The 23,959-nt window shown below is 69.5% G+C and carries 28 protein-coding genes and 1 pseudogene; 17 read left to right on the top strand and 12 right to left on the bottom strand.

Annotation, left to right across the window (positions count from 1 at the left end; genetic code table 11):
- Positions 1-351: 351 nt before the first annotated feature.
- Positions 352-819: an ATP-binding protein gene (locus IEY82_RS09945; RefSeq protein WP_189123737.1), complete on the bottom strand. Its 468-nt coding sequence runs from the start codon at positions 817-819 to the stop codon at positions 352-354.
- Positions 820-969: 150 nt separating this feature from the next.
- On the opposite strand from IEY82_RS09945, the gene IEY82_RS09940 reads away from it, so the two are divergent.
- The 5 genes from IEY82_RS09940 (at position 970) to IEY82_RS09920 (ending at position 5,721) form a co-directional block, all read left to right on the top strand.
- Positions 970-1,797 (top strand): helix-turn-helix domain-containing protein, encoded by an 828-nt coding sequence (locus IEY82_RS09940; RefSeq protein WP_189123736.1) that lies wholly within the window; start codon positions 970-972, stop codon positions 1,795-1,797.
- The gene (locus tag IEY82_RS09935; protein ID WP_189123735.1) at positions 1,785-1,997 is read left to right on the top strand and encodes a DUF397 domain-containing protein; all 213 of its coding nucleotides are present in this window, start codon (positions 1,785-1,787) and stop codon (positions 1,995-1,997) included. Before IEY82_RS09940 ends, IEY82_RS09935 begins: the two co-directional genes overlap by 13 nt.
- A gap of 699 nt (positions 1,998-2,696) precedes the next feature.
- Positions 2,697-2,939 carry a hypothetical protein gene (locus IEY82_RS09930; protein ID WP_189123734.1) on the top strand — a complete coding sequence of 81 codons (243 nt, stop codon included), beginning with the start codon at positions 2,697-2,699 and terminating at the stop codon, positions 2,937-2,939.
- Positions 2,936-5,143 (top strand): hypothetical protein, encoded by a 2,208-nt coding sequence (locus IEY82_RS09925; RefSeq protein WP_189123733.1) that lies wholly within the window; start codon positions 2,936-2,938, stop codon positions 5,141-5,143. The genes IEY82_RS09930 and IEY82_RS09925 overlap by 4 nt, the downstream gene beginning before the upstream one ends.
- A gap of 383 nt (positions 5,144-5,526) precedes the next feature.
- On the top strand, positions 5,527-5,721 hold the full coding sequence (locus tag IEY82_RS09920; RefSeq protein ID WP_189123732.1) for a hypothetical protein: 195 nt from the start codon (positions 5,527-5,529) through the stop codon (positions 5,719-5,721).
- A gap of 143 nt (positions 5,722-5,864) precedes the next feature.
- Here the strand turns inward: IEY82_RS09920 and leuA are convergent, their stop codons facing one another.
- Positions 5,865-7,571, bottom strand: a complete 1,707-nt coding sequence (gene leuA, locus IEY82_RS09915) for a 2-isopropylmalate synthase (RefSeq protein ID WP_189123731.1) — start codon at positions 7,569-7,571, stop codon at positions 5,865-5,867.
- Between the two features lie 264 nt (positions 7,572-7,835).
- Complete coding sequence (gene ddaH / locus IEY82_RS09910) at positions 7,836-8,579, bottom strand: dimethylargininase (RefSeq protein WP_189123730.1); 744 nt, start codon at positions 8,577-8,579, stop codon at positions 7,836-7,838.
- 38 nt (positions 8,580-8,617) lie between these two features.
- Here ddaH and IEY82_RS09905 point away from each other — a divergent pair, with 38 nt between their 5' ends.
- The 10 genes and pseudogenes from IEY82_RS09905 (at position 8,618) to IEY82_RS09860 (ending at position 15,704) form a co-directional block, all read left to right on the top strand.
- A complete protein-coding gene (locus IEY82_RS09905; RefSeq protein ID WP_189123729.1) occupies positions 8,618-8,863 on the top strand; it encodes a DUF2630 family protein in 246 nt (81 codons plus the stop codon).
- A 41-nt stretch (positions 8,864-8,904) separates the two neighbouring features.
- Complete coding sequence (locus IEY82_RS09900) at positions 8,905-9,861, top strand: GNAT family N-acetyltransferase (protein WP_189123728.1); 957 nt, start codon at positions 8,905-8,907, stop codon at positions 9,859-9,861.
- Between the two features lie 25 nt (positions 9,862-9,886).
- The gene (locus IEY82_RS09895; RefSeq protein ID WP_189123727.1) at positions 9,887-10,615 is read left to right on the top strand and encodes a Mut7-C RNAse domain-containing protein; all 729 of its coding nucleotides are present in this window, start codon (positions 9,887-9,889) and stop codon (positions 10,613-10,615) included.
- 71 nt (positions 10,616-10,686) lie between these two features.
- Positions 10,687-10,989, top strand: coding sequence for an urease subunit gamma (locus IEY82_RS09890; RefSeq protein ID WP_189123726.1), 303 nt, complete (start codon positions 10,687-10,689; stop codon positions 10,987-10,989).
- On the top strand, positions 10,986-11,297 hold the full coding sequence (locus IEY82_RS09885; protein WP_189123725.1) for an urease subunit beta: 312 nt from the start codon (positions 10,986-10,988) through the stop codon (positions 11,295-11,297). The genes IEY82_RS09890 and IEY82_RS09885 overlap by 4 nt, the downstream gene beginning before the upstream one ends.
- Positions 11,290-12,999: pseudogene (locus tag IEY82_RS09880) on the top strand (urease subunit alpha). The gene IEY82_RS09885 and the pseudogene IEY82_RS09880 overlap by 8 nt, the downstream one beginning before the upstream one ends.
- A complete protein-coding gene (locus tag IEY82_RS09875; RefSeq protein ID WP_189123724.1) occupies positions 12,999-13,694 on the top strand; it encodes an urease accessory protein UreF in 696 nt (231 codons plus the stop codon). The pseudogene IEY82_RS09880 and the gene IEY82_RS09875 overlap by 1 nt, the downstream one beginning before the upstream one ends.
- A 14-nt stretch (positions 13,695-13,708) precedes the next feature.
- Positions 13,709-14,380: an urease accessory protein UreG gene (gene ureG, locus IEY82_RS09870; protein WP_189123723.1), complete on the top strand. Its 672-nt coding sequence runs from the start codon at positions 13,709-13,711 to the stop codon at positions 14,378-14,380.
- Positions 14,381-14,382: 2 nt separating this feature from the next.
- Positions 14,383-15,156, top strand: coding sequence for an urease accessory protein UreD (locus tag IEY82_RS09865; RefSeq protein WP_225262554.1), 774 nt, complete (start codon positions 14,383-14,385; stop codon positions 15,154-15,156).
- Between the two features lie 56 nt (positions 15,157-15,212).
- Entirely contained in the window at positions 15,213-15,704 is a 492-nt protein-coding gene (locus IEY82_RS09860; RefSeq protein WP_189123722.1) for a hypothetical protein, read from the top strand.
- On the opposite strand, the gene era is transcribed toward IEY82_RS09860, so the two are convergent.
- From era to IEY82_RS09820, 8 genes are all read right to left on the bottom strand, one after another.
- On the bottom strand, positions 15,695-16,603 hold the full coding sequence (gene era / locus IEY82_RS09855; RefSeq protein WP_225262552.1) for a GTPase Era: 909 nt from the start codon (positions 16,601-16,603) through the stop codon (positions 15,695-15,697). The genes IEY82_RS09860 and era overlap by 10 nt on opposite strands.
- A gap of 17 nt (positions 16,604-16,620) precedes the next feature.
- Positions 16,621-17,097: an NUDIX domain-containing protein gene (locus IEY82_RS09850; protein WP_189123721.1), complete on the bottom strand. Its 477-nt coding sequence runs from the start codon at positions 17,095-17,097 to the stop codon at positions 16,621-16,623.
- A gap of 1 nt (position 17,098) precedes the next feature.
- On the bottom strand, positions 17,099-17,419 hold the full coding sequence (locus tag IEY82_RS09845; protein ID WP_189123720.1) for a cytidine deaminase-like protein: 321 nt from the start codon (positions 17,417-17,419) through the stop codon (positions 17,099-17,101).
- A gap of 10 nt (positions 17,420-17,429) precedes the next feature.
- Positions 17,430-18,086, bottom strand: a complete 657-nt coding sequence (locus IEY82_RS09840) for a hypothetical protein (protein ID WP_189123719.1) — start codon at positions 18,084-18,086, stop codon at positions 17,430-17,432.
- Between the two features lie 363 nt (positions 18,087-18,449).
- Positions 18,450-19,745: a hemolysin family protein gene (locus tag IEY82_RS09835; protein WP_189123718.1), complete on the bottom strand. Its 1,296-nt coding sequence runs from the start codon at positions 19,743-19,745 to the stop codon at positions 18,450-18,452.
- Positions 19,742-20,218, bottom strand: a complete 477-nt coding sequence (gene ybeY / locus IEY82_RS09830) for an rRNA maturation RNase YbeY (RefSeq protein WP_189123717.1) — start codon at positions 20,216-20,218, stop codon at positions 19,742-19,744. The genes IEY82_RS09835 and ybeY overlap by 4 nt, the downstream gene beginning before the upstream one ends.
- Complete coding sequence (locus tag IEY82_RS09825) at positions 20,215-21,252, bottom strand: PhoH family protein (protein ID WP_189123716.1); 1,038 nt, start codon at positions 21,250-21,252, stop codon at positions 20,215-20,217. The genes ybeY and IEY82_RS09825 overlap by 4 nt, the downstream gene beginning before the upstream one ends.
- Before the next feature lie 91 nt (positions 21,253-21,343).
- Entirely contained in the window at positions 21,344-21,688 is a 345-nt protein-coding gene (locus IEY82_RS09820) for a histidine triad nucleotide-binding protein (protein WP_189123715.1), read from the bottom strand.
- A gap of 281 nt (positions 21,689-21,969) precedes the next feature.
- Here IEY82_RS09820 and IEY82_RS09815 point away from each other — a divergent pair, with 281 nt between their 5' ends.
- Positions 21,970-22,482: a SigE family RNA polymerase sigma factor gene (locus IEY82_RS09815; protein WP_189123964.1), complete on the top strand. Its 513-nt coding sequence runs from the start codon at positions 21,970-21,972 to the stop codon at positions 22,480-22,482.
- The gene (locus IEY82_RS09810) at positions 22,479-23,117 is read left to right on the top strand and encodes a hypothetical protein (RefSeq protein WP_189123714.1); all 639 of its coding nucleotides are present in this window, start codon (positions 22,479-22,481) and stop codon (positions 23,115-23,117) included. Before IEY82_RS09815 ends, IEY82_RS09810 begins: the two co-directional genes overlap by 4 nt.
- 9 nt (positions 23,118-23,126) lie before the next feature.
- On the opposite strand, the gene IEY82_RS09805 is transcribed toward IEY82_RS09810, so the two are convergent.
- Complete coding sequence (locus IEY82_RS09805; protein ID WP_189123713.1) at positions 23,127-23,861, bottom strand: 16S rRNA (uracil(1498)-N(3))-methyltransferase; 735 nt, start codon at positions 23,859-23,861, stop codon at positions 23,127-23,129.
- Positions 23,862-23,959 lie beyond the last annotated feature (98 nt).

Raw genomic sequence — 23,959 nt, 5'->3', positions numbered from 1 at the left:
AGTCGTTCTCTAAGGAGAATAGAGCCCCGCCTTAAGAAACGCAACGTTCACTAACCCTGCCAAGCCCACCTCTGCCGATGACGTCGATGAACACCCTCCATCGAGCCAGTACGGCCTGCGACGCGCCAAGGCCGAGCACCTGCGTGGCGACCTGTTCGGCCAACCCCTGCGGCCGCACCGCTGCCGCGCAACAGGCCATCCGGCCATGGAGATGGCCCCCGAAGAGGTGGGCGGCACGCTCTTCGGGGGCCGCGCCCGGCTCGGCCCACGGGGGAAGGCCCCGGGCCGGACGTTTTCCGCGACACCCCTCCCAGGGGAGACGGCGCCGCCTGCCCCTGGCCGACCGTACGGTCAGCCAGGGACGCGTCCGCCGGCCGGAGAGCGGCTCGAAGCGGACAGGCCAGAAGGATGAACGACCCGGATCGCGCACCAGACGGTGCGGCCCAGCCCACGGCCGTGTTCTCGGGTGCCCCACTCCTGGGAGATCTCACGGACGATCAGCAGACCACGACCGTCCTCCGCCTCCGGCTCCTGCCGGATGTGCGGCCCGGAGAACGCGGACCCGGGGTCACACACCTCCACATACACCGTCTCCTCCGTCGCGGCGACGGTGAGGCCGATGAGGTCGTACGGCCTGACGTCGGAGTGCCGGAGCGCGTTCGTCACGAGCTCGGACGCCGCCAGCACGGCGTCTTCGACCGCGGGATGATCCTCGCCGAGCCATCTGCGCACCTCGGAGCGAGCGTGCGGGACGGACTCGCGAATGCCGGCCAGATGGATCGAACCGATGATCCTCGGCTCCGCGCTCGCTGCTTTCATGGCTTCACCCACTCAAAGAAGTCGGCCTGGATCGGCCTTCCCACCATCCCAAGCCGCGGCTACATTGAGTAGTTGATTGACTTCGCTATGCCATCAACCGTTTCGGTGAAAGTCTCATTGAAACGGGTGGCAGTCCCCCCGGGAGGTCAGATGCCCAAGGAGAGCGAGCTGTGCCCTGCTGACTCGCCGACCGCGCTCTTCGGCTTCGAGCTACGGCGACACCGCAAGGCCCGGGGCTGGTCCCAGATCCGCCTGTCGAAGGCGGTCTCCTACTCCGTCGGCACGATCAGCATGATCGAGACAGCCAGACGGTCGCCCACGGAGGAGTTCGCCCGTCACTGCGACGAGGCCCTGGAGGCCGAGGGAGCACTGATGCGGCTCTGGCCGATGGTCAGCCACGCATCGGCTCCGCCCTGGTTTCGGCCCTGGCTCGACGTGGAGGCCACGGCGGAGGCGATCCGCTCCTGGGAGCCCCTGGTCGTGCCCGGCCTGCTCCAAACCGAGGACTACGCGCGCGCCGTGCTGAGCGGCGAGGTCGGCGTGACTTCCGAACAGATCGAGGAGCATGTGATCGCCAGAATGGAACGGCAGAGCATTCTCCGGCGCCCCAAGCCGCCACTGCTGTGGGTCGTGATCGATGAGGCAGTCCTGCATCGCCCAATCGGCAGCCCCGAGATAATGTCGGCGCAGCTCACCCGCCTCCTCGAAGCGGGCCGAACTCCCCGGACCACCATCCAGATCCTGCCTTTCACGGCCTACTCCACGACCGGTCTGGCCGGCGGATTCGCCATTGCTCAAGCTCACGGAGTTTTCGACACGGCGTATGTCGAATCCGCTGGAGTCATGAGCCGAGTAACAGAGCGACCAGAGGACGTCAGCGTCCTAACATACAGATATGAGGGGATTCGTTCCGAAGCACTGCCCCAGCGCGAATCCCTAGAAGTGATCAAGGAGACGCTGCAGCGATGGACGAGCTGACTCGAGAACTCGACACAGCCATTTGGCGCAAATCCAGCCACTCGGGACCCGATGGCGGCAACTGCGTTGAGGTCGCCGAACTGTCCGGAGGGCGCCGAGGCGTCCGCGACAGCAAGAATCTCACCGGCCCAGCACTGATCTTCACTCCGGACGAGTGGAACGCCTTCATCGCCGGCGTGAAGAACGGCGAGTTCGACTGATCAACACGCCTGAGCAGGGGCTTTCCACTCTCACGGAGAGTCATCCGTGAGACGCCACAAGCGTGCGGATCCGCCGTAAGACATGAGAACAACCTGCGGAACGCGGCGTTCAGCAACGCCATCCGCAACAGTTTCTTGTCGATTACTCATCGCTCCGACCAGGCACAGGCGACCAGCGGCCCGAACCCAGTGAGCACGATCTTCCCCTCTCCTGATGGCCTTGGCTTGCTAGGTGCCGTCGCTCGCGACAAATTCCTGCTTGACCGCCGCCACCACGACGAGTCGCCGGGACGATGTTCGAACGCGCAAAACGGCACAGTCAGCGCATCTGTTCTACTCCGGCGGCCATGATCTTTCTGTTGGCGATGGCGCACTGGCCGCCCTTCCGGCCCCGTTCCCAGCCCGGCCGTTTCAGTTGATGTTCAACGCATCCAGCCGGTTTCAATTTTGGCGGGAGAAGATCCATAGATCACCGCCCATTCCCCCTCGCCGAGACCGCGCCACCTCCCTTTGTCGAGCGGAACCGAAGTCTTGCTCATAGTCAGACAAACAGACCAATGCGCACATCCTCGGAATGCGCTCCATACTTTCACTGAGTTTCAGCTTGTTTGTTGACGTGATGTTGCATACCGTGTGAGCCCGTGGGGGACGCCGCCTCCTGATCTGGTTCTTGTGCAGCGAGCCATGCGAGGAATCATCGTGGCTAACGTCGATCGCGAGGCGATGCGGGCCGTGGCAGAGCGGATCCAGCGGCTGTCGGACGAGCACTGGTGGGCGCTCGACCCTTCCTGCCGCCTGATGGAGAACGACGCGTGGGTGGGACCGACGGGTGCCCGGTTCGACGCCCAGGTCCACGCCGACCAGCGGGAGCTGCGCGACATGCTCACCCAGGCCGTACACAGCGCGAAGCAAGAGCTGGCATCGCTGCCGGACAGGTCATGACAGAGTTCAGCGGGGTCAAGCTGCCGGAGTTCGACACGATGGCGGGCAAGCATGCCCAGGCTGCCGGGCTGCTGGAGGAGCTGGCGCAGACCCTGTACGGCGAGTTGCGGAGTGCCGGGCTCGACACCGCTCCGGCCACGCGCCTGCGTGAGCTGGCCGAACGGGTCACCACGCAGGCCGAGGACCTGCGGCGACGCCAGCGACTGGTTCACGAGCTGCAGCGGCAGAAGGTCACCTTCGGGAGGAGCACACCCGCGGGGAGCTTCCTGGAGATTCCTGACCGGCTGGAGATCGCGAAGGGACTCCTGGACGGGACGCTGGCGGGTCGTGCCGCGCTGAAGGCCACCGACGGGGATGCCAAGGCGCTGGCGGAGTTGCGGAAGTACGCGTCACGCACCGGGGACGCCGAGTTCGTCAAGGCGTTCCTGGGCACGCTGGGCGGCCGAGGCGTGACGCGGTCGCCCGGCTCCTTCGCCACACAGTTGCGCGATGCCATGAATCGTGAAGATGCGGGCCGCGCGGACCGGCTCTCTGTCTCTGGCCAGAAGGCCCTGAGCATGCTGGCCACCGCCCTGGCCAAGGGAACCAACCCGAAGGATCCGGCGTACATGGGCGCCGGCTTCCTCAAGGACCTGGCGAAGGAGGGCCGCGCCGAGCACAGAACCGGCGACACGACCCACTCGGGCTACCAGGCGCAGGCGCTCATCTGGCGTGCCCACGACGGGAAGACACCGTTCTCGAAGGAGTTCATGGAGGTCATCGGACGCGACGTGATCGCCTACGAGCACGAGCAGCGCAAGGACGCGTGGGCGGCGAGCAAGGACCCACTGGGCAGCGCCTTCGCGAGCGCCCAGATCCCCGTCATCGACCTGGCCGGCGCACTCGGCCTCGGCACCCTGCTGAGACCGGGGACGCAAGCCGGTGTTCCAGGCGCGAAGGGCGGATCATCGGTGTTGGACGACCTGTTCCACGCGGCGAAGTCCAGCCGCGAGGCGTCCCACACCCTGCTGGACCACACCCCGGCCGAGTGGAAGACATCCGTGCTGGACTATCTGCTCACGACCCGGTGGGGCGCTTCTCTCTACTTGAAGGACCATGCGCCGTTCAACGACATGCTGGTGACCGCGACAACCGGCCAGGACGCAACCTCCCAAAAACTGGCCTCCGAGCTGACCAAAATCGTCGCTGACGAGGTGCGAGGCGCCTTCGGCAAAGCCGACGACGGCAACCTGGAGATCAGGAACCGAGAAACGTTCGATCGTCTCGCGCCCCTGAGCTACCCGGTAGCTCGTGCCATCTCCGCCAACATCGACCAACTCTCCCGGCTCCTCCTTAACCACGCCACCTTCGGCAAGGTCGCGGCCCAGGACATGTCCTACGCACTCGTGCTGGCCGCCTCCCACGACGCCGGCTTCGAAGCACTGGTGAGAGCGCAGACCGAACACATGCGAGCGGCACTCGACACCGTGGCACCAGTGGGCTTGACCGCATCCAACGCCGAGCGGCTCGGTTTCACGAAGGCCGACGTCAAGAAGTTCGACTTCGATGAGGACGGCCGGGTCGACAAGGCCGACATCAAACAGTTTCTAATAGACCGGACCGTGGCAGAGGCACGTCCCTTCAGCCACATCGTGGAAATCCGCCGCCAGGTGTTGATTGCCCAGGGGCTGAACGACAAGAAGGTGGACGAGTCGTTGAAAACCATGGTGCGCGATGCGATCGGCCTGCTCCCCGTGCCGGGGGCCAAACAGGTCGGTGAGCTGGCCACCGGAGCCTTCGGCAACCTGATCAATACGCAGTACGACAAAATCGCCGGAGCCGCGTACGACGAGGTCGCCAAGCAGATTGCCTTGCAGATCTCCGAACACGGGCAGGGGCTGGACGAGACACACCGGACGCTGGCGGACAACCGACTGGCGGTAGAAAGACTTGCAGAGCAGATGCTGGCCACAGCCATGCTGAACAAAGGGATGCTTGACGGACTCGGCTTCGGAAAGCAGAAATTCGCTGCCGGTGATGGGCGAACGATCAAGCGCTTCTCCGAAATGACTCCTCAAGAATACAGCGAATTCCTCACGTGGACTCGGGCCGCCGGAGGAAGCAACGACCTGCTTGATCGCTTCAAGAGCACATTCCATAGGACCAGCGAGGTGGACGATTATCTCGACCTCCAGATTCCCTCATCCTCCAGGAGAAAAGAATGAGGGGCCTGTCTCTTACTCTGACAGCCCTTGTGCTGTTCGGCGTATCCTGCACTCCGGAGAGCGACATCGTCTCTACACTGGCTCCTCCTCTGCCGATCGTAGATTCCTCACCATACGTCTGCAGTCTTATCCCCGAGCAGGCATTTCGTTCCGTGACTGGCGTAACCGAACCACTCGCTGAAGAGACTGCTGGAACTAAGAGAAACGGTAACTGCTCGGCTCCTGACAGAACCCCTCCGCCTCTGGAGGTGTGGTGGATGCACGAGGGCCCGGGCATGCCTCAAGAGCACCTGAACTTCTTGCTGGATGACAGACGAGCAGTATTCACGAGGCATGGAGGAGTTCCGCTCCCTCGCGATCTAGGCGATGGCATGGTCGGGTACATGCCGGATTCGATTTTCGCGGACCAGCCCTACCGGGTGAGTGCGAAATTTCGCTGCGACAACGAAGCCCGCTTGATCGACATCGACCTGTCCCAGGTCGCCAAGGGCAGAGATGGGATCAAGGATCTGATCGAGCTCATGCGCATCGCCCAGAAACGCTACGGCGAGCTGTACGACTGCACGCCCGGCAAGTAACAAGCCCAGCTGAAACGACTCGACCGCCTCGCCCCGTGATCACGGGCAGGCGGTCAAATGGTCGGGTGTGTGGCCTTGTGGGCGCATCCCAGGTGCCGGCCCCGCAGATCATGCGGGGCCCGGCGGTGGAGCGAGCAGTGCGGTCAGCGAGAGACGCGGTTGACCGCGGAGATGATGGCCTTGAGCGAGGCCGTGGTGGTGTTGGCGTCGATGCCGACCCCCCAGAGCACCTGGCCGTTGATGTCGCACTCCAGGTAGGAGGCGGCCTTGGCGTCGCTGCCCGCGCTCATCGCGTGCTCCACGTAGTCGAGCACCCGCACCTGGAAGCCGACCCTGGAGATGGCGTCGATGAACGCCGAGATCGGACCGTTGCCGATGCCCTCCACCTCGCGGATCTCACCGTTGAGGCGTACGTCGGCGCTGATGCGGTCCTTGTCGTCGACCGTGGACTCGTGACGGTGGGCCATCAGGCTCAGCCGACCCCAGCGGTTGGCCGGGTTGGGCAGGTATTCGTCCTGGAAGATGGCGAACATCGTGGCCGGGCTGATCTCGCCGCCCTCGGTGTCGGTGTGGGCCTGCACCACCTTCGAGAACTCGATCTGCAGCCGGCGCGGCAGGTCGAGCTGGTGGTCGGACTTCATGATGTAGGCGACCCCGCCCTTGCCCGACTGGCTGTTGACCCGGATGACCGCTTCGTAGGTGCGGCCGATGTCCTTCGGGTCGATCGGCAGGTAGGGGACGGCCCAGGTGAAGTCGTCGACCGGCACGCCCGCCTCGTGGGCGTCGCGCTCCAGGTGCTCGAAGCCCTTCTTGATGGCGTCCTGGTGGGAGCCGGAGAAGGCGGTGTAGACCAGCTCGCCGCCCCACGGGTGGCGCGGGTGCACGGGCAGTTGGGTGCAGTATTCGGTGATGCGGCGGATCTCGTCGATGTCACTGAAGTCGATCTCGGGGTCGACGCCCTGGGAGAACAGGTTCATGCCGAGCGTGACCAGGCAGACGTTGCCGGTGCGCTCGCCATTGCCGAACAGGCAGCCCTCGATGCGGTCGGCCCCGGCCATGTAGCCCAGCTCGGCCGCGGCCACGGCGCTGCCGCGGTCGTTGTGCGGGTGCAGCGACAGGATGATCGAGTCGCGGCGCCTGAGGTTGCGGTGCATCCATTCGATCTGGTCGGCGTAGATGTTGGGCGTGGCCATCTCGACCGTGGCGGGCAGGTTGACGATGACCTTGCGCTCGGGCGTGGGCTGCCACACGTCGTTGACCGCGTCGCACACCTCGACGGCGTACTCCAGCTCGGTGCCGGTGAACGACTCGGGAGAATACTGGAACCGTACGTCCACGTCGCTCGCGTCGGCGAGCTTCTTGACCAGCTTGGCGCCCTCGACCGCGATGGCGGTGATGCCCTCCTTGTCCAGGCCGAACACGACGCGGCGCTGCAGGGTCGAGGTGGAGTTGTAGAGGTGGACGATCGCCTGCCGGGCGCCCTGGATCGACTCGAAGGTGCGCTCGATCAGCTCGGGCCGGGCCTGGGTCAGCACCTGGATGACCACGTCGCCGGGGATGCGGTCCTCTTCGATGATCTGCCGGACGAAGTCGAAGTCGGTCTGCGAGGCGGCCGGGAAGCCCACCTCGATCTCCTTGTAGCCCATCCGCACCAGCAGCTCGAACATCTGCAGCTTGCGGTGTGAGTCCATCGGGTCGATCAGTGCCTGGTTGCCGTCACGGAGGTCGACCGCGCACCAGCGGGGAGCCTTGGTGATCACCTGGTCGGGCCAGGTGCGGTCGGTCAGGCGGATCGGCTCGAACGGCTGATAGCGCTGATAAGGCATGGAACTGGGCTGCTGAGCGGTCATCTCTGGGGCTCCTCGTCGGTCGATGAAGAACGGCCGACGCGCATGACAGGCTCCGCGGCGAGGGAGCCGGCCTCAGTGGCCCCCGCCGCGGCAGCTAAGAAGCAGCACACGCAGCATGCTCTGCACGTTACCAGACGTGTCGCGGTGGACGATCCGGCTCCGTCGCATCCGACGGCCAGATCGGCCCGGCCTCAGGCCCCGCCGGATCGGGCCCGGCCACATCCGACCCGACCGCATCCGACCCGACCGGATCAGGCCCGGCGTCTAGGGAATGAGAACCGACAGGCAGGTGACGCACCCCTCCAGCTTCTCGAACTCCGAGATGTCCACGGTGATCACCTTGAGCCCTCGCTTCTCCAGCGCGGCGGCCGTGCGCGGGGCGGAGGCGGCCATCAGGACCCGGTCTCCCCCGAGCGGCACCACGTGCGCCCCGGCCTCCTCGGCGGGCTCCAGGAGTCCGCTCAGGTTCACGTGCGCGGCGAGGCCGATGAGCGTGCCGTCGGGCAGCGCGGTGACGGCCGACTTCAGGTGCAGCACTCCGTCCAGGTCGACGGGCACGACCCGGCGTTCCGGGAGCAGGGCGGCCAGTTGGGAGATGGCCTCGTCGTTCGTCCGGGCCGACCTCCCGACGTAGACAGTGGGCCCCACCTGGAGCACGTCACCGCCGTCGAGGGTGCCCGAGCCGGTGATCCGCACCGCCTTCAGCCCCAGCCCGCGCACCACCGACGCCACCGACGCCACCTCGGGCCGCCGCTCCTCGGCACCGGGTCTGGTCAGTACGGCCAGCCGCCCGGAGATCACCACCGTGTCCTCGACGAAGGGGGCGTCGGGCAGGTCGTCGGCCGGTTCGGCGTACACCGGCCGCCAGCCCGCGTCGGCGAGGGCGGCCACGTACGCGTCGTGCTGCCGCGTGGCCAGGCCGGGATCGACGGGCTCGCGCTGGACGTAGCTGAGGAGGCCGTCCGCGAGGCGGGGGCCGGGCTTTCTTACCAGCGCGATACCAGACATAGGGCGTGTTCTATCACGAAGTCAGTAGAGTCTCGGACATGCGGGACAACGAGATTCTCAGCAGGATCAGCGCCCTGGTCGACGAGGAGCACGAACTGCGCGGCCGGCTGTCCGCGGGCGAGGTCACCTCCGACGAGGAGAACGCCCGGGTGAAGGAGCTCGAAGTGGCGCTCGACCAGTGCTGGGACCTGCTGCGGCAGCGCAGGGCCCGCCGCCACGCGGGCGAGGACCCCGACAACGCGGCGCCCCGGCCGGTCAGCGAGGTCGAGGACTACCGGCAGTAAACCGGTGGCCGGGTCCGGGGCCCATGCGCTTGCCTGGATCCATGACGACGATCGACGGCGCGACCCTCGGCCGACTGCACGCCGCCTATGTCCAGGCCGTCGCCGACCAGCCCGGTCCGGTGCTGTCATCGCGCCGCTTCGAGGTGATGTTCACCCGGGAGCAGCGGGGCTCGCAGATCGAGTCCCACGTCGAGCGCGACGGCGACGAGGTCGTGGGCGGCTACCGGATCGTCCTGCCCACGCTCGACAACACGCATCTGGGCTGGGTGGATCCGCTGTTCGTGCGCCCCGACCGGCGCGGCAGGGGGCTCGGCGGCAGGCTGCTCGGCTCGGCTCGCGACCGGCTGCGCGCCGAGGGCAGGCGGCTGCTCCTGGTCGAGACGCCCGCTGTGGGCACGGGCGCGCGCTTCGCGGAGGCGCACGGCTTCACGGTGTCGCTCACGGAGGCCCGCCGCACCCTCGAACTGCGCGAGGTCGACTGGCGCCGGTTCCGCGACATGCTGCCCCGGCCGGAGGGCTACGAACTGGAGCTCTGGAAGGGCCCCGCCGGGCCGGACCGGCTCGCCGACCTGGCCATACTGACCGCCGGCATGAACGACGCCCCGCTCGGCGCCGAGATGGAGGACGCGGTCTACGACATCGAGCGCATCCGGGCGCGCGAGGAGCTGATCGTGCCGGGCGGCTCCGACTGCCACACCGCGATCGCCAGGCGCGTCTCCGACGGCGCGCCCGCCGGATTCACCCGCCTGTACGTCAACGCCGACCGTGCCGACGGCTGGGCCCATCAGGCCGACACCGTCGTGCTCGGCCCGCATCGCGGCCACCGCCTGGGCCTGCTGCTCAAGCTGGCCAACCTGCTCCGCCTGCGCGAGCTGGAGCCGCAGGTCGAGCGGATCATCACGTGGAACGCCACGTCCAACGCGCACATGCTGGCCATCAACGAGGCGATGGGCTTCACGCTCCTGGACGAATGGCACATCTGGCAGCTCCCGATCTGAGGAGGCACCCATCCGATCGCGCAGAATGGACATCGTGACCGAACGGGAGGCGCACCTTCGCATCGCCCCGGAGCTGCTCATGTTCCTGCCCGTGAGCCGCCGGCAGGAGTGGCACCGGGTGACGCTCGACCGCACCTCGACCCTGGGCCATCACGTGGAGTCGATCGGGGTCCCGCTCACGGAGGTCGGCCCGATGACCATCGGCGACCGTGGCGTCACCCCGTCCTACCTGCCGGTCGCGGGCGACATCGTGGACGTGCCCGCGGTGCCACGGCCGCAGCAGTTGCCTGAGGAGCCCCGCTTCCTGCTCGACGTGCACCTCGGCACGCTGGCGCGGCGGCTGCGGCTGCTCGGTCTCGACACGGCCTACCACAACGACATGGACGATCCGGCTCTCGTCGCGCAGGCCAACGAGGAGCGCCGGGTGCTGCTCACCCAGGACCGCGGCCTGCTGCGCCGCCGCGCCCTCTGGCTCGGGGCGTACGTACGCGGTTCCAGCCCGCGCGACCAGCTGCGCGACCTGCTCGAACGCTTCTCTCCCCCGCTGCGCCCCTGGACCAGGTGCACGGCCTGCAACGGCCTGCTGATCCCGGCCGCCAAACACGAGGTGGAGCCGCTGCTGGAGGCGGGCACCCGGCGCACCTTCGACGCCTACGGCCAGTGCCGCACCTGCGGCCAGGTCTACTGGCACGGCGCCCACAGCGGCCACCTGGAGGAGATCGTGGAGTCGGCCAGAGCATGGACCGCGGGCTGATCCACGCACCGGAAACCAACACGACATCCCCCGGCAACGCTCGCGAAACGGCCGGTTCCTAGGGTCCGGCCATGCGGCTTACCCCACACGAGCAGGAGCGCCTGCTCATTCACGTCGCCGCCGGGGTCGCGCGCGAGCGTCAGGCCAGGGGCCTGCGGCTCAACCACCCCGAGGCCACCGCGATCATCGCGTCGTTCCTGATGGAGGGGGCCCGGGACGGCCGGACCGTGGCCGAGCTGATGGAGTCCGGGCGGTCCGTGCTGGCCCGGGACGACGTCATGGACGGCGTGCCCGAGATGCTCGACACCGTGCAGATCGAGGCCACCTTTCCCGACGGCACCAAGCTGGTCACCGTCCACAGGCCCATCCCGTGATCCCCGGCGAGTACCTCCATCCCGAGGGCGCCATCACGCTCAACCCGGGACGCGAGCGGGTGACGGTGCGGGTCGTCAACACGGCTGACCGGCCCGTGCAGGTCGGTTCCCACTACCACTTCGCCGCCGCCAACCCGGGCCTGGAGTTCGACCGCGGCGCCGCCTGGGGGATGCGGCTCGACGTTCCGGCGGGCACCGCGATCAGGTTCGAGCCGGGCGTGGAGCGTGACGTGACGCTGGTGTCCATCGCCGGAGGCCGCGTGGTGCCCGGCCTGCGACCGGAATGGGCTGGTCCGCTCGATGGCTGACATCTCCCGCGCCCGCTACGCGGCGCTGTACGGCCCCACCACGGGCGATCGGATCAGGCTGGCCGACACCGACCTGTTCGTCGAGGTGACCGAGGACCTGGCGATGGGCCCGGCCGGCGCTGGTGACGAGGCGGTGTTCGGCGGCGGCAAGGTGATCCGCGAGTCCATGGGCCAGGCCCGTGCCACCCGGGCCGAGGGCGCGGCCGACCTGGTCATCACCGGCGTGGTGATCCTCGACCACTGGGGCGTGGTCAAGGCCGACGTCGGCGTCGCCGGGGGCCGGATCAGCGCGATCGGCAAGGCCGGCAACCCCGACACCATGGACGGCGTCGACATCGTGATCGGGCCGTCCACCGAGATCCTCAGCGGCAACGGCAAGATCCTCACCGCCGGCGCGGTCGACTCCCACGTGCACCTCATCTGCCCTCAGCTGCTCGACGAGGCGATCGGCGCGGGCGTCACCACGATCGTCGGCGGCGGCACCGGGCCGGTCGAGGGCACCAAGGCGACCACGGTCACCGGCACCTGGTACCTGGCCAGGATGCTGGAGTCGCTCGACTCCTATCCGCTCAACTTCGCGCTGCTCGGCAAGGGCAACACGGTCAGCTCCGAGGGCCTGATGGAGCAGCTCAGGGCGGGCGCGTCCGGCTTCAAGCTGCACGAGGACTGGGGCACCACGCCCGCCGCGATCGACGCCTGCCTGACGGTGGCCGACGCGACCGGAGTGCAGGTGACGATCCACACCGACACGCTGAACGAGGCCGGGTTCGTGGAGTCGACGCTGGCCGCCATCGGCGACCGCGCGATCCACGCCTACCACACCGAGGGCGCCGGGGGCGGGCACGCTCCGGACATCATCCGGGTGGCGTCCTACGCCAACGTGCTGCCCTCCTCCACCAATCCCACCAGGCCGCACACCGTCAACACCCTCGACGAGCATCTCGACATGCTGATGGTCTGCCACCACCTCAACCCGTCGATCCCCGAGGACCTGGCGTTCGCCGAGTCGCGCATCAGGCCCTCCACGATGGCGGCCGAGGACGTGCTCCACGACCTGGGCGCCATCTCCATGATCGGCTCTGATTCGCAGGCGATGGGCCGCATCGGCGAGACCGTCATCCGCACCTGGCAGACGGCCCACGTGATGAAGGGCCGCCGCGGCGTGCTCGGCGGTGGTCCGGCCGACAACCTGCGGGCCCGCCGCTACGTCGCCAAGTACACGATCTGCCCGGCCATCGCGCACGGTCTCGACAGCGAGGTCGGCTCGGTGGAACGAGGCAAGCTGGCCGACCTGGTGCTGTGGGACCCGGCGTTCTTCGGGGTCAAGCCGGCGCTGGTGCTCAAGGGCGGCGTGGTGGCGTGGGCCTAGATGGGCGACGCCAACGCCTCCATTCCGACCCCTCAGCCGGTGCTCTCACGCCCCATGTTCGGCGCCGTCCCCGTGACGGCGGCGGCCACGTCGCTGCACTTCGTCTCCCCTCTCGCGCTCGACGAGGGGCTCGCCGACCGCCTGGCGGTGCGCCGCCGCCTGGTCCCGGTGGCCGACGTGCGCGGGCGCGGCAAGGAGGCGATGCCGCTCAACGACGCGCTCCCCCGGATCGAGGTCGAGCCGGACACCTTCCGGGTGCTCATCGACGGCGACCTCGTCGAACCCGCGCCGGCCGCCGCGCTGCCCATGACGCAGCGCTACTTCCTGTTCTGATGCACCCGGCGCTGCTCCTCCTCACCGACTCCCGGCTCCCGGCCGGGGGGCACGCCCACTCCGGTGGCGCCGAGCAGGCCGTCGCCTCCGGCGCCGTCCATGACCTCCCGTCTCTCTCGGCCTTCCTGAGGGGCCGCCTGCACACCTCGGGCCGCGTCGCCACCGCCTTCGCCGCCGCCTGCTGCGCGGCCTGCGGTGCGGCCCGAGCAGCGCCGGACGCTCCGCCGGGAACGCCGCCGTGGACCGGCCTCGACGCCGAGGCCGACGCCCGGACCGCGTCACCGGCGCAGCGGGCCGCGTCCAGGATCCAGGGCCGGCTGCTGCTCCGGGTGGCACGCCGTGTCTGGCCCGCACCCGCGCTCGACTCCCTGGCGCTGGCCGTACCCGATCCGCATCATCCCGTCGCGCTGGGGGCGGCGGCGCACGCGGCGGGAGCCTCGCCCGGGGACGCCGCCCTGGCGGCGGCCTACCACGCCGTCACGGGCCCGGCCACGGCGGCGGCGCGCCTGCTCGGCCTGGACCCGGTCGAGGTCCACCGGCTGCTCGCCGACCTGGCCCCTGACCTGAAGGAGCTGGCCTCCCTCGTCTCCGGTCCGGAGACCGCGTGGGCGGAGCTGTCCGCCCACTCCGCGCCGGCTCTCGACCTGCTGGCCGAACGGCACGCGAGGGCCGCGGTCAGGCTGTTCGTCTCCTAGGAAAGGACTCCGCCATGAGCGCCCACCACGACGACCACCACCACGCCCCTGACGGGCACGGCCGGGCCCTGCGGCTGGGCGTGGGCGGGCCGGTGGGCAGCGGCAAGACGGCGCTGGTGGCGGCGCTGTGCCGGGTGCTCGGCCCGTCGACACGCCTCGGCGTGGTGACCAACGACATCTACACCACCGAGGACGCCGACTTCCTGCGCGCGGCCGGGGTGCTCGACGGCGAACGCATCCTGGCCGTCGAGACCGGCTGCTGCCCTCACACGGCGATCCGCGACGACATCGCCGCCAATCTCGACGCCGTGGAGACCCTCGAACACCGTTTCGGCCCGCTCGACCTGGTGATCGTGGAGAGCGGCGGCGACAACCTGACGGCGACGTTCAGCCGCGGCCTGGCCGACCGGCAGATCTTCGTCCTCGATGTGTCCGGCGGTGACAAGGTGCCGCGCAAGGGCGGTCCCGGTGTCACCACGGCCGACCTGCTGGTCGTCAACAAGACCGACCTCGCGCCGATGGTCGGCGCCGACCTCGGGGTGATGGCCCGCGACGCGGCCGCCGTGCGCGGCGACCGGCCGGTGCTCTTCACCTCGATCAGGCGGGAGCCCGAGGTGGCCAAGGTGGCCGCCTGGGTGTCCGTCCAGTTGCGCGCCTGGTCCGAGCGTCCCGTCTCCGCGGGCTGACCGTGACCGCCGACGCCCTCCCGCCCGCCGACCGCCACGCTATGCGGGCCCGCGCCTTCGTCGCGACCTCGCTGTCCGGCGGGCGAACGGTCGTCAGCGGGCTGGGCTCGGCGCCGCCGCTGACGTTCCGCCAGACCGGCGCGCGGACCGTGCACCTCGTCTCGACCGCGGCGGGCCCGCTCGGCGGCGACCGGCTCCGGCTCGACCTCGACGTCGCCCCGGGCACCAGCCTGGACGTCGGTTCGGTGGCGAGCACGCTGGTGCTTCCCGGCGAGGGCGAGTCACACCTGCTGATCACCGCGCGGGTCGGCGCCGGGGCCTCGCTCCGGTTCGCGCCCGAACCGACGGTCCTCGCCGCCGGATGTGCGCACCGCCTGACCGTACGGCTGGCCCTGGCGGCGGACGCGCGCGTGCTCTGGCGGGAGGAGATCGTGTTCGGCCGGTACGGCGAGCGTCCGGGCCGCTGTCACGCCCGCTTCGACGCCACCAGCGACGGCCGTCCCCTGCTCAGGCAGGAGCACGTCGTCGGCGACCCGGCCCTCGACACCTCATCGGCGATCTACGGCACCGCCCGCTGCGTCGGCACCACCCTCGTCACCCCCCTCGTCACCCCCGGACCGGCCTGCCGGGAGGCGGTCGTCGGTGACGGGGTCGCCGTGCTCCCGCTGGCCGGCCCCGGCGTCCTGGTGTCCGCGCTCGCCCCGGACGCCGTCGCCCTGCGCGACCGCCTGGAGTGGGGCGAGGCGCTGGCGTCCGCCCCGTCCGGCGCCGGGTGACCCGCCGAAGGCCCGCCGGCCTGGCCCGGAGCGTCCGGTCGTCCTATGGTGACCGTGTGGCCGACTACCTTTCGCCGGGTCCCGCGCGACGCCGGCCGCGGCGGGCTCACGCGTTCGCCGTCACCATCGCCGCGGCGCTGCTCGTGTTCTGCGCGATCCTGCCGTGGGCGGGCGTCGAGGCCAGCAGCGACCTGATCGGCGGCGCCGTCTCCCGTGACGTGCGCGGCACCGACGACGGCTTCGGCGTCTACACGCTGATCGCCGGGATGGCGGCGCTGGCCTTCGGCCTGGCCGGGCTGATCACCCGCCCCTGGATCGCGGCGCTGGCCGCGCTGCCGGGCGCGCTGGCCACGCTGATGCTGGTGCTGTACGTGACCGATCCGGCGGGGGCGGCCGACCGGGTGTCGGTCGATCTGGGCAGGGTGCTGTCGGTCGAGCCGGTGATCCGTTACGGCTGGTTCGCCGCGCTGGCCAGCGCCCTGGCGCTGATCGTCTTCGCGCTGCTCACGCTGACGCCGGCGCTGGCGAGCCGCGCCGATCAGTCGTAGAAGCCCAGCCGGCGCAGCTGCTTGGGGTCGCGCTGCCAGTCCTTGGCCACGCTGATGCGCAGGTCGAGATAGACGCGGGTGCCGAGCAGCGCCTCGATCTGCTTGCGGGCCCGGGTGCCCACGTCGCGCAGCCGCTCGCCCTTGTGCCCGATCACGATCGCCTTCTGCGACGGGCGCTCCACGAACAGGTGCGCGTAGATGTCGAGCAGGTCGTCACGCCCCTCGCGCGGCATCATCTCGTCGACCACGACGGCGATCGAGTGGGGCAGCTCGTCGCGCACGCCCTCCAGTGCCGCCTCCCTGATCAGCTCTCCCACCAGCACCTGCTCGGGCTCGTCGGTGAGCTGCCCGCCCTCGTACAGCGGCGGGGACTCGGGCAGGTGCTCCACGAGCACGTCGGCCAGCACGTCGAGCTGGTCACCGTGCTGCGCCGACACGGGGACGATCGCGGCGAACTCGGCGAGCTGTGACACCGCCAGCAATTGCGCGGCGATCTGCTCCTTGCCGGCGAGGTCGGTCTTGGTGACCACGGCGACCACCGGAGTGCGCTTCACCGCCGACAGCTTGTCGGCGATGAACCGGTCGCCCTTGCCGATCGGCTCGTTGGCGGGCAGGCAGAAACCGATCACGTCGACCTCGGTCAGCGTCGACAGCACCAGACTGTCGAGGCGCTCGCCGAGCAGCGTGCGCGGGCGGTGCAGGCCCGGGGTGTCGACGACGACGATCTGGGCGTCGGGCCGGTGCACGATGCCCCTGATGACCCGGCGGGTGGTCTGCGGCTTGGACGAGGTGATCGCCACCTTCGTGCCGACCAGGGCGTTCATCAGCGTGGACTTGCCGACGTTCGGCCTCCCCACGAAGCAGGCGAATCCGGCGCGATGGCTGTCTGGCGAAGTCACCCCGCAATTCTGGCCCATCATCGGCCCTGGTCTCGCCACCAGGCGAACGCGTGGGGCAGCACGTGCGGCGACCACGGGGTCATCGTGAGCCCGGTCAGCTCCTGCTCGGTGATCCAGCGGGCGTCGGTGATCTCGTCGCCGTCGGGGACGGGGACGCCGGACGCGACCACGCAGCCGTACACCGCGACCATGTAGCCGCACTGGTGGCCGTTGGGGTACACGGTGCGGAACTCCCGCCCGCCGTAGACGCCGATGAGACCGCGTACGGCGATGTCGATGCCGAGCTCCTCGCGCAGCTCCCTGGCCACGGCGTCCTCGGGCCGCTCGTCCGGGTCGAGGCAGCCGCCCGGCGCGGCCCAGAGGTCGACGTCGCCGTGCCGCGCGACCAGCAGCCGCCCCGACTCGTCGAACACGCAGCCGCACACCGACGGCAGCATCAGCAGATCGGAACCGACCTTGGCGCGCACTCTGGCGAGATGAGGGGAGATCGGCATGTCAGCTCCGCGGGGTGCCGTCGGGGCCGGCCACGAGCAGAGCCTTGACGCCCAGCTCGCGGGCCACCGCCTCGTCGGCGGCGCTCGGCCCGTCGGCCGCCGTGACCAGCGCCGCGGCCTCGAGCGACCGCGCGCCGCTGGAGACCGCCATGGCGACCGCCACCTGCACCGCGGAGAGCTGGAGCGCCTGCAGTGCGACGTCGGTGGCCGAGTAGGTGCGCCCGGTCTCGTCGCGCACGGCGGCGCCCTCAGCGGAGCCACCACGCGTCCTGGAGGCGCGGGCCAGGGTGATGAGCTTGCTGTCTTCAGGATCGAGAGTCACAGGCACTAGGTTAGGCGCTGGCCATGCCCATCACGGCGGTGAGGAGCTGCCGCGTGCGCTCCCGGTCCACCCCGGCCATGCCCGTGTGCACGAGCGAGACCAGGGTGTCACCCGAGCGGGCGAGCACCACGTCCAGCGCGTACGGGTAGCCGTTGAGTTTTCCGCGCAGCTCGGCGCCGATCGCCTCGTCTCCCACGTCCTGCAGCGGCAGCTCGCGCAGCCGCAGGCGGGTGCCGCCGCGCGAGCGCACCTTCCGGCACTCCGACAGGGCCGTGGCCAGGTCGTCGATGTGCCCTTCGGCCTCGGAGCCGACGTAGCGGGCGAGCCCGACGCCGACCTGCTCGCCCAGCTCGTCACCCTGATAGCTGACCGCCGCCTGCGCGGTCAGCGCCCGTTCGGGGGCCCGGCCGCCGACAGGTGCGAGCAGGACCCGGCAGTTGCGGTTGGCGGCGGTGAACGGCGCCCGCCACGCGTCCTGGGGCCTCGGCGCGAAGCCGTCCGGCAGCCGGGCGGGCGTGCCCAGCGCCCCCCGGAGTGCCGCCAGGGCCCGTGGGTCGGCGTGGCCCTCGGTGGCCTCGCTGCCGCACCCCACCAGGCATCCGATCAGGAGCCCGCTGACCAGGCCGCATGCGACGACCAGGCCGGTGATCCGCAGTCCGCGCTTCATGATTCCCCCCGCAGCCGATCTACCCCGGGGGCCGAGCGCGGCAATCCACCAGACCTGTCAATAAAGGTCCAAACGCTAAAAGGGTGCCCTCGCCTGGCTTATCAGACGAGAACACCCCTTAAAGCAACATCTCGATCGGCTAGCTGACCGAGATGCCGTCACCCCCCAAGAGAGTGTCCCTCCCACCGCGAACCCCACCCGGCGCTCGGGACGCTTCCCTTCGTGACACCCACCGCACTGTGGTGTCGAGCTACAGACTGGGACAGACCGCTTGCAGAAGACTTGTAGAACACTTGCCACAATCGCCCGCAACACTGACACCTGCCGCATCCTTACAGCGTCGGCTGCCGACGGAGGCGACGGTCAGTCCTGCGCGGCGGCGACCGGCCTGACGTCCGTCTCGGGCGGCGCGACGCGGCGGACCACCACGGTGCTGATGCGGTTGCGGCGGCCGGCCAGGCTCTCGGCGGTGAGCCGCAGACCGGCCACGTCGGCCTGCGACCCGGCGATCGGCACCCGGCCGAGCGCGTGGGCCAGCAGCCCGCCCACGGTCTCCACGTCGTCGACCTCGATCTCGGTGTCGAACAGCTCGGCCAGCTCGTCGACCGGCATCCGGGCCGTCACACGGAGCGCGCCGTCGGGCATCGGCTCGACCCGGGGCGCCTCCTGGTCGTACTCGTCGGTGATCTCGCCGACGATCTCCTCCAGGACGTCCTCGATCGTGACCAGCCCGGCGGTGCCGCCGTACTCGTCGATGACGATCGCCAGGTGGATCTGCCGGGCCTGCATCTCGCGCAGCAGCTGGTCGATCGGCTTGCTCTCCGGCACGTACGTCGCCGGACGCATGATCGACTCGACCTTCTCCTTGCTGCTGTCCTGGCCCGCCTCGTGCACCCTGCGGGCGATGTCCTTGAGATAGGCGATGCCGATGACGTCGTCTTCGTTCTCGCCCACCACCGGGATGCGGGAGAACCCGCTGCGCAACGCCAGCGACAGCGCCTGGTTGAGCGTCTTGCCCCGCTCGATGAAGACCATGTCGGTGCGGGGCACCATGACCTCGCGGACCAGCGTGTCGCCCAGCTCGAAGACCGAGTGGATCATCTCGCGCTCGTCCGGCTCGATCATCCGGCGCTCCTCGGCCAGGTCGACCAGGTCGCGCAGCTCGGCCTCGGAGGTGAACGGGCCGTCGCGGAAGCCCCTGCCGGGGGTCAGCGCGTTGCCGAGCAGGATGAGCAGCTTGGGCAGCGGGCCGAAGATGCGGGTCAGACCGTAGACCACGGGGGCGCCGGCCAGGGCGATCGGCCCGGCGTGCTGGCGGCCCAGGGTGCGGGGCATGACGCCGACGATCACGTAGCTGACCACGATCATGATGGCCGCCGCGGCGAAGTAGGCCCAGCCCTGGTCGCTCATCAGGTCGATGAACAACAGAGTGGCGATCACCGTGGCGACCAGCTCACAGCTCAGCCTGAGCAGCAGCAGCAGGTTGAGGTAGCGCGGCGGATCGTTGACGATGGCCTGCAGCCGCTCGGCGCCGCGCCTGCCGTCACGTACGAACGCCTCGGCCCGCACCCGGGAAATGCGCGTCAGTGCCGTCTCCACGCTGGCGATCAGTCCGCCGATCACCACGAGGACGACGGCCAGAGGCAACCAGACGTTCACCGCGAGCTGCGCACCTCCTGCCACGACTCGAGGAGCCGGGCCTGCAGACCGAACATCTCCTTGTGCTCGTCAGGCTCGGCGTGGTCGTATCCGAGCAGGTGGAGGATGCCGTGCGTGCACAGCAGCTCCAGCTCGTCACGGGTGTCGTGACCCGCCTCGGCCGCCTGCCGGGCGGCCACCTGCGGGCACAGCACCACGTCGCCGAGGAGCGCCGGGTCGGTGGGCCCCTCGGCGTCGCCGCGCGCCCCGCCGCCGGGACGCAGCTCGTCCATCGGGAAGGCCAGCACGTCGGTGGGACCCGGCTCGCCCATCCACTTCTCGTGGAGCTCGGCCATGGCCGCCTCGTCGACGATCATGATGGACATCTCGGCGAGCGGGTTGATGCCCATCTCGCCGAGCATGTAGCCGGCCAGCTCGACGATGCCCTCCTCGTCGACCTCGGCGCCCGACTCGTTGTTGATCTCGATGCTCATCGCCGTCTGCCCCGCTGCTGGATGGGTTTGGCGGCACTCGGCTCCTGCAGCGCGTCGTAGCGGCCGTAGGCGTCGACGATCTCGCTCACCAGCTTGTGACGCACCACGTCGGCGCTGGACAGGCGGGCGAAGTGGATGTCGGGGATGCCGTCGAGGATCTGCTGGACGACCCGCAGCCCGCTGGTCGTGCCCGCGGGCAGGTCGACCTGCGTGACGTCACCGGTCACCACGATCTTGGAGTTGAAGCCGAGCCTGGTCAGGAACATCTTCATCTGCTCGGCCGAGGAGTTCTGCGCCTCGTCGAGGATGATGAAGGCGTCGTTGAGGGTGCGGCCCCGCATGTAGGCCAGCGGCGCGACCTCGATCGTGCCGGCGGCCATCAGCTTGGGGATCGAGTCGGGGTCGACCATGTCGTGCAGCGCGTCGTACAGCGGCCGCAGGTAGGGGTCGATCTTCTCGTAGAGGGTGCCGGGCAGGAAGCCCAGCCGCTCTCCGGCCTCGACCGCCGGACGGGTCAGGATGATCCGGTTGACCCGCTTCTCCTGCAGCGCGCGCACGGCCTTGGCCATCGCGAGATAGGTCTTGCCGGTGCCGGCGGGGCCGATGCCGAAGACGACCGTGTGCTTGTCGATCGCGTCGACGTAGCGTTTCTGGTTGACCGTCTTGGGCCTGATCGTGCGGCCCCGCGAGGAGAGGATGTCGAGGGACAGCACCTCGGCGGGCCGGTCGGAGGTCATCCGCAGCATGGCGATGCTCCGCTCGACCGCGTCGGGGGTCAGCTCGCCCCCACTGCGCAGCACCTCGACCAGCTCCTCGAACAGCCGCACCACGGCGCCGCTCTCGTCGGGGCTGCCGGTGACGGTGATCTCATTGCCACGCACGTGGATGTCGGCCCTGAAAGCGCCCTCGATGACGCGCAGCAGCTCGTCACGTGAGCCCAGGAGGCTGACCATCGGATAATCGTCTGGGATCAGCACCTTGGCCTGAGTGCGCGAAGGAGGTGCAGTCCGTCGGGATTCGTGTAGTTCGGACATGGGCAGGCCCGTGGCCTGATGCCTCCCGGTCTGTTCGGATGTACTTCTCCACACATCGTAGCCGGGACCAGGCCTGGCATTCGCGCCAATATCAACCGGGCGGCCACGACAGGCCGCGCCCGCCGAGCATGTGCGCGTGCACGTGGAAGACCGTCTGCCCCGCGCCCGGCCCGGTGTTGAACACGATGCGGTAGCCGCCCTCGGCCACGCCCTCCTGGACGGCCACGGCGTGCGCGGCCTTGATCACATCGTCGGCGAGCCCGTCGTCGGCCTGGGCCAGCGCCGCCGCGTCCGCGTGATGCTCCTTCGGTATGACCAGCACGTGGGTGGGGGCCTGCGGGTTGATGTCACGGAACGCCACAGCCCTGTCGGTCTCGAGTACGATCTCGGCTGGGATCTCCTTGGCCGCGATCTTGCAGAAGAGGCAGTCGGTCACAGGAGCACCTTACCGACCGGACCCGTCGCCACCTTGGCGGGTCCGATTCGCCGCGCCTCGTTGCGAATCGGTAATCCCGCGTGCCGTGCGCCGGAAGATCCTCGCGGTTAGGGTGGGTGTGCCACACTTCAGCAAAGTAGGACGATTCAGGGTCGGGCGAGGCCACCTGGCGAGGACACGACTGGGTAATGCCCCCAAAGGAACCGGAAGAGCGTAAACCCACTGGGAAGGCCGCGCGTCCCACTGATGTGACCACCGAAACCCTTCTGGCCGACAGGTCGATGGGGGCGGTGCCGGTCGGGTGGGATGCCGACATGGCCGTGACCGCGCTCTACAGCGCGCACTTTCGGTCTTTAGTGCGTCTCGCTGTGTTGCTGGTGCGCGACATGGCAACCGCCGAGGAAGTCGTGCAGGACGCGTTCGTCGCCATTCATGGCGCCTGGCGCAGGCTGCGCGATCCCGACAAAGCACTCGCCTACCTACGACAATCCGTCGTCAACCGGTCCCGTTCCGTGCTGCGTCACCGCGCGGTCGTCGAGAAGTACGCTCCCAAGGGTCTGCCCGACGCCCCGAGCGCCGAGAACGGCGCGATCGGCGAGCTCGAACGCTCAGCGGTCATCGAGGCCCTCCGATCCCTGCCGACACGTCAGAGAGAAGCACTCGTCCTCCGTTACTACGGTGATCTGTCCGAGGCTGAGATCGCCCACGCCATGGGCATCAGCAAGGGCGCGGTCAAGAGCCACACCGCGCGTGGCATGGCCGCCTTGCGAGCTGTCCTGGAGAAGATGTCATGACCCAGCCCCCCGACGAGTACGGCGACGTACTACGCCGTGTGCTGCGCGCGGAGGCGGACACGGTCGTGCCCTCGCCGGAAGGTCTGGAGATCATCCGTGCCCGCATCGAGCGGCGCGGGATGCGCAACCTGTTCTGGTGGCGGGCGGGCGCGGCCGCGGCCAGCGCGGTGCTGGTGGCCGGAACGATCGTGATGGTCGTCCCCGAGCTGCGCCAGCAGGTCCTGCAGGAGACCGTCCAGGAGATCAGGAACACCTCCACTCCCCCTGCCAACTCCTCCACCAACCGGGCCGTGTCGCCCGAGCCGACGGAGCGGACCGAACCACCTAACGTCGTGATCGTCCCCCCGACCAGCCGTCCGCCTCAGCAGCCGTCCGAGACCGCGAAGTCGACCAGCAAGCCGAAGCCGACCCCGACGCCGACCCGCACGCCATGTCCCACGGTCCCGGAGACGCCGGCCGAGCCGCGTGACGACTGCCCGACCGCCACTCCCACCCCCACGCCCACCCCGACGCTCACCGAGCCTGACTCGCCCGTCAGCGCCTGCCCCGAGACCGAGTGCCCGCCGGCCGACCCGATCCCCACCCCCGGCGACATCGCGAGCCCGCTCGGCGGCTCGCCGCCTGCGACGCCCTGAGGGCCGCGCTCACCAGCGGCCGCTGCGGGTCAGCAGCACGGCCGCCGCCGCCACCCCGGCGGTCGAGGTCCGCAACACCGTGGACCCGAGCAGCACCGGCACCGCCTTCGCCGCCGTGAACCTGGCCAGCTCGTCCTCCGAGACCCCGCCTTCGGGCCCCACCACCACGACGACGTCGCCATCGGCGGGCAACTCCCTGCCGGACAACGGCTCGGCCGCCTCCTCGTGCAGCACCAACCCCAGGGCCGCCTCGGCCAGCAGGGCCTCGACCCGCGCCGTGGACGCCGGCTCGGTCACCTCCGGCAGGTGGAACCTGCGCGCCTGCTTGCCCGCCTCACGGGCCGTGGAGCGCCACCGGCCGAGCGCCTTGGCCACCTTGTCGCCCTTCCACTGGGTGATGCTGCGCGAGGCCGCCCAGGGGACGATCACGTCGACGCCCACCTCGGTCATCATCTCGACCGCCAGCTCACCCCTGTCGCCCTTCGGCAGGCCCTGCACCACGACGAGCCGGGGCCTCGGGGCCGCCACCTGCCGGCGAACGGTCACCTCAAGCCTCAGCGCGTCCTTCAGCACCTCGCTCACGACGCACTCGGCGACCGCGCCCGCACCGTCGGTCAGATCGACCCGCTCCCCGGCCCGCATCCGGCGCACCACGGCCGCGTGCCGCCCCTCGGGGCCGTCGAGCACCACCTCGGGTCCCTTGAGCTCCGCGAGATCGGCGGCCAGGAAAACCGGCACGGTCACCGGCGATCACCTCGAATCCTCACGATGGGCGGTCAATCGAGCACCCGGCGAATCGGCGCGCGTCGTCACTTCAAGCGGGGTCGGCGATGTGGCCGATC

This window comes from Nonomuraea cavernae (genome assembly GCF_014646355.1).
Classification (GTDB): Bacteria; Actinomycetota; Actinomycetes; order Streptosporangiales; family Streptosporangiaceae; genus Nonomuraea; species Nonomuraea cavernae.
Note: the sequence above shows the minus strand (reverse complement) of the source record. Positions and strands in the feature narration are given on the sequence as shown.

Coding starts and splice junctions, on each gene's coding strand:
- IEY82_RS09925 (WP_189123733.1), top strand. CDS start 2,936: ATGACAGAGTTCAGCGGGGTCAAGCTGCCGGAGTTCGACACGATGGCG.
- ybeY (WP_189123717.1), bottom strand. CDS start 20,218: ATGAGCATCGAGATCAACAACGAGTCGGGCGCCGAGGTCGACGAGGAG.
- IEY82_RS09840 (WP_189123719.1), bottom strand. CDS start 18,086: ATGAAGCGCGGACTGCGGATCACCGGCCTGGTCGTCGCATGCGGCCTG.
- IEY82_RS09890 (WP_189123726.1), top strand. CDS start 10,687: ATGCGGCTTACCCCACACGAGCAGGAGCGCCTGCTCATTCACGTCGCC.
- IEY82_RS09815 (WP_189123964.1), top strand. CDS start 21,970: ATGGGGGCGGTGCCGGTCGGGTGGGATGCCGACATGGCCGTGACCGCG.
- ureG (WP_189123723.1), top strand. CDS start 13,709: ATGAGCGCCCACCACGACGACCACCACCACGCCCCTGACGGGCACGGC.
- IEY82_RS09900 (WP_189123728.1), top strand. CDS start 8,905: ATGACGACGATCGACGGCGCGACCCTCGGCCGACTGCACGCCGCCTAT.
- IEY82_RS09810 (WP_189123714.1), top strand. CDS start 22,479: ATGACCCAGCCCCCCGACGAGTACGGCGACGTACTACGCCGTGTGCTG.
- IEY82_RS09875 (WP_189123724.1), top strand. CDS start 12,999: ATGCACCCGGCGCTGCTCCTCCTCACCGACTCCCGGCTCCCGGCCGGG.
- IEY82_RS09935 (WP_189123735.1), top strand. CDS start 1,785: ATGGACGAGCTGACTCGAGAACTCGACACAGCCATTTGGCGCAAATCC.
- IEY82_RS09850 (WP_189123721.1), bottom strand. CDS start 17,097: ATGCCGATCTCCCCTCATCTCGCCAGAGTGCGCGCCAAGGTCGGTTCC.
- IEY82_RS09940 (WP_189123736.1), top strand. CDS start 970: ATGCCCAAGGAGAGCGAGCTGTGCCCTGCTGACTCGCCGACCGCGCTC.
- IEY82_RS09825 (WP_189123716.1), bottom strand. CDS start 21,252: ATGTCCGAACTACACGAATCCCGACGGACTGCACCTCCTTCGCGCACT.
- IEY82_RS09920 (WP_189123732.1), top strand. CDS start 5,527: ATGCCGGATTCGATTTTCGCGGACCAGCCCTACCGGGTGAGTGCGAAA.
- ddaH (WP_189123730.1), bottom strand. CDS start 8,579: ATGTCTGGTATCGCGCTGGTAAGAAAGCCCGGCCCCCGCCTCGCGGAC.
- leuA (WP_189123731.1), bottom strand. CDS start 7,571: ATGACCGCTCAGCAGCCCAGTTCCATGCCTTATCAGCGCTATCAGCCG.
- IEY82_RS09905 (WP_189123729.1), top strand. CDS start 8,618: ATGCGGGACAACGAGATTCTCAGCAGGATCAGCGCCCTGGTCGACGAG.
- IEY82_RS09895 (WP_189123727.1), top strand. CDS start 9,887: ATGGACATCGTGACCGAACGGGAGGCGCACCTTCGCATCGCCCCGGAG.
- IEY82_RS09945 (WP_189123737.1), bottom strand. CDS start 819: ATGAAAGCAGCGAGCGCGGAGCCGAGGATCATCGGTTCGATCCATCTG.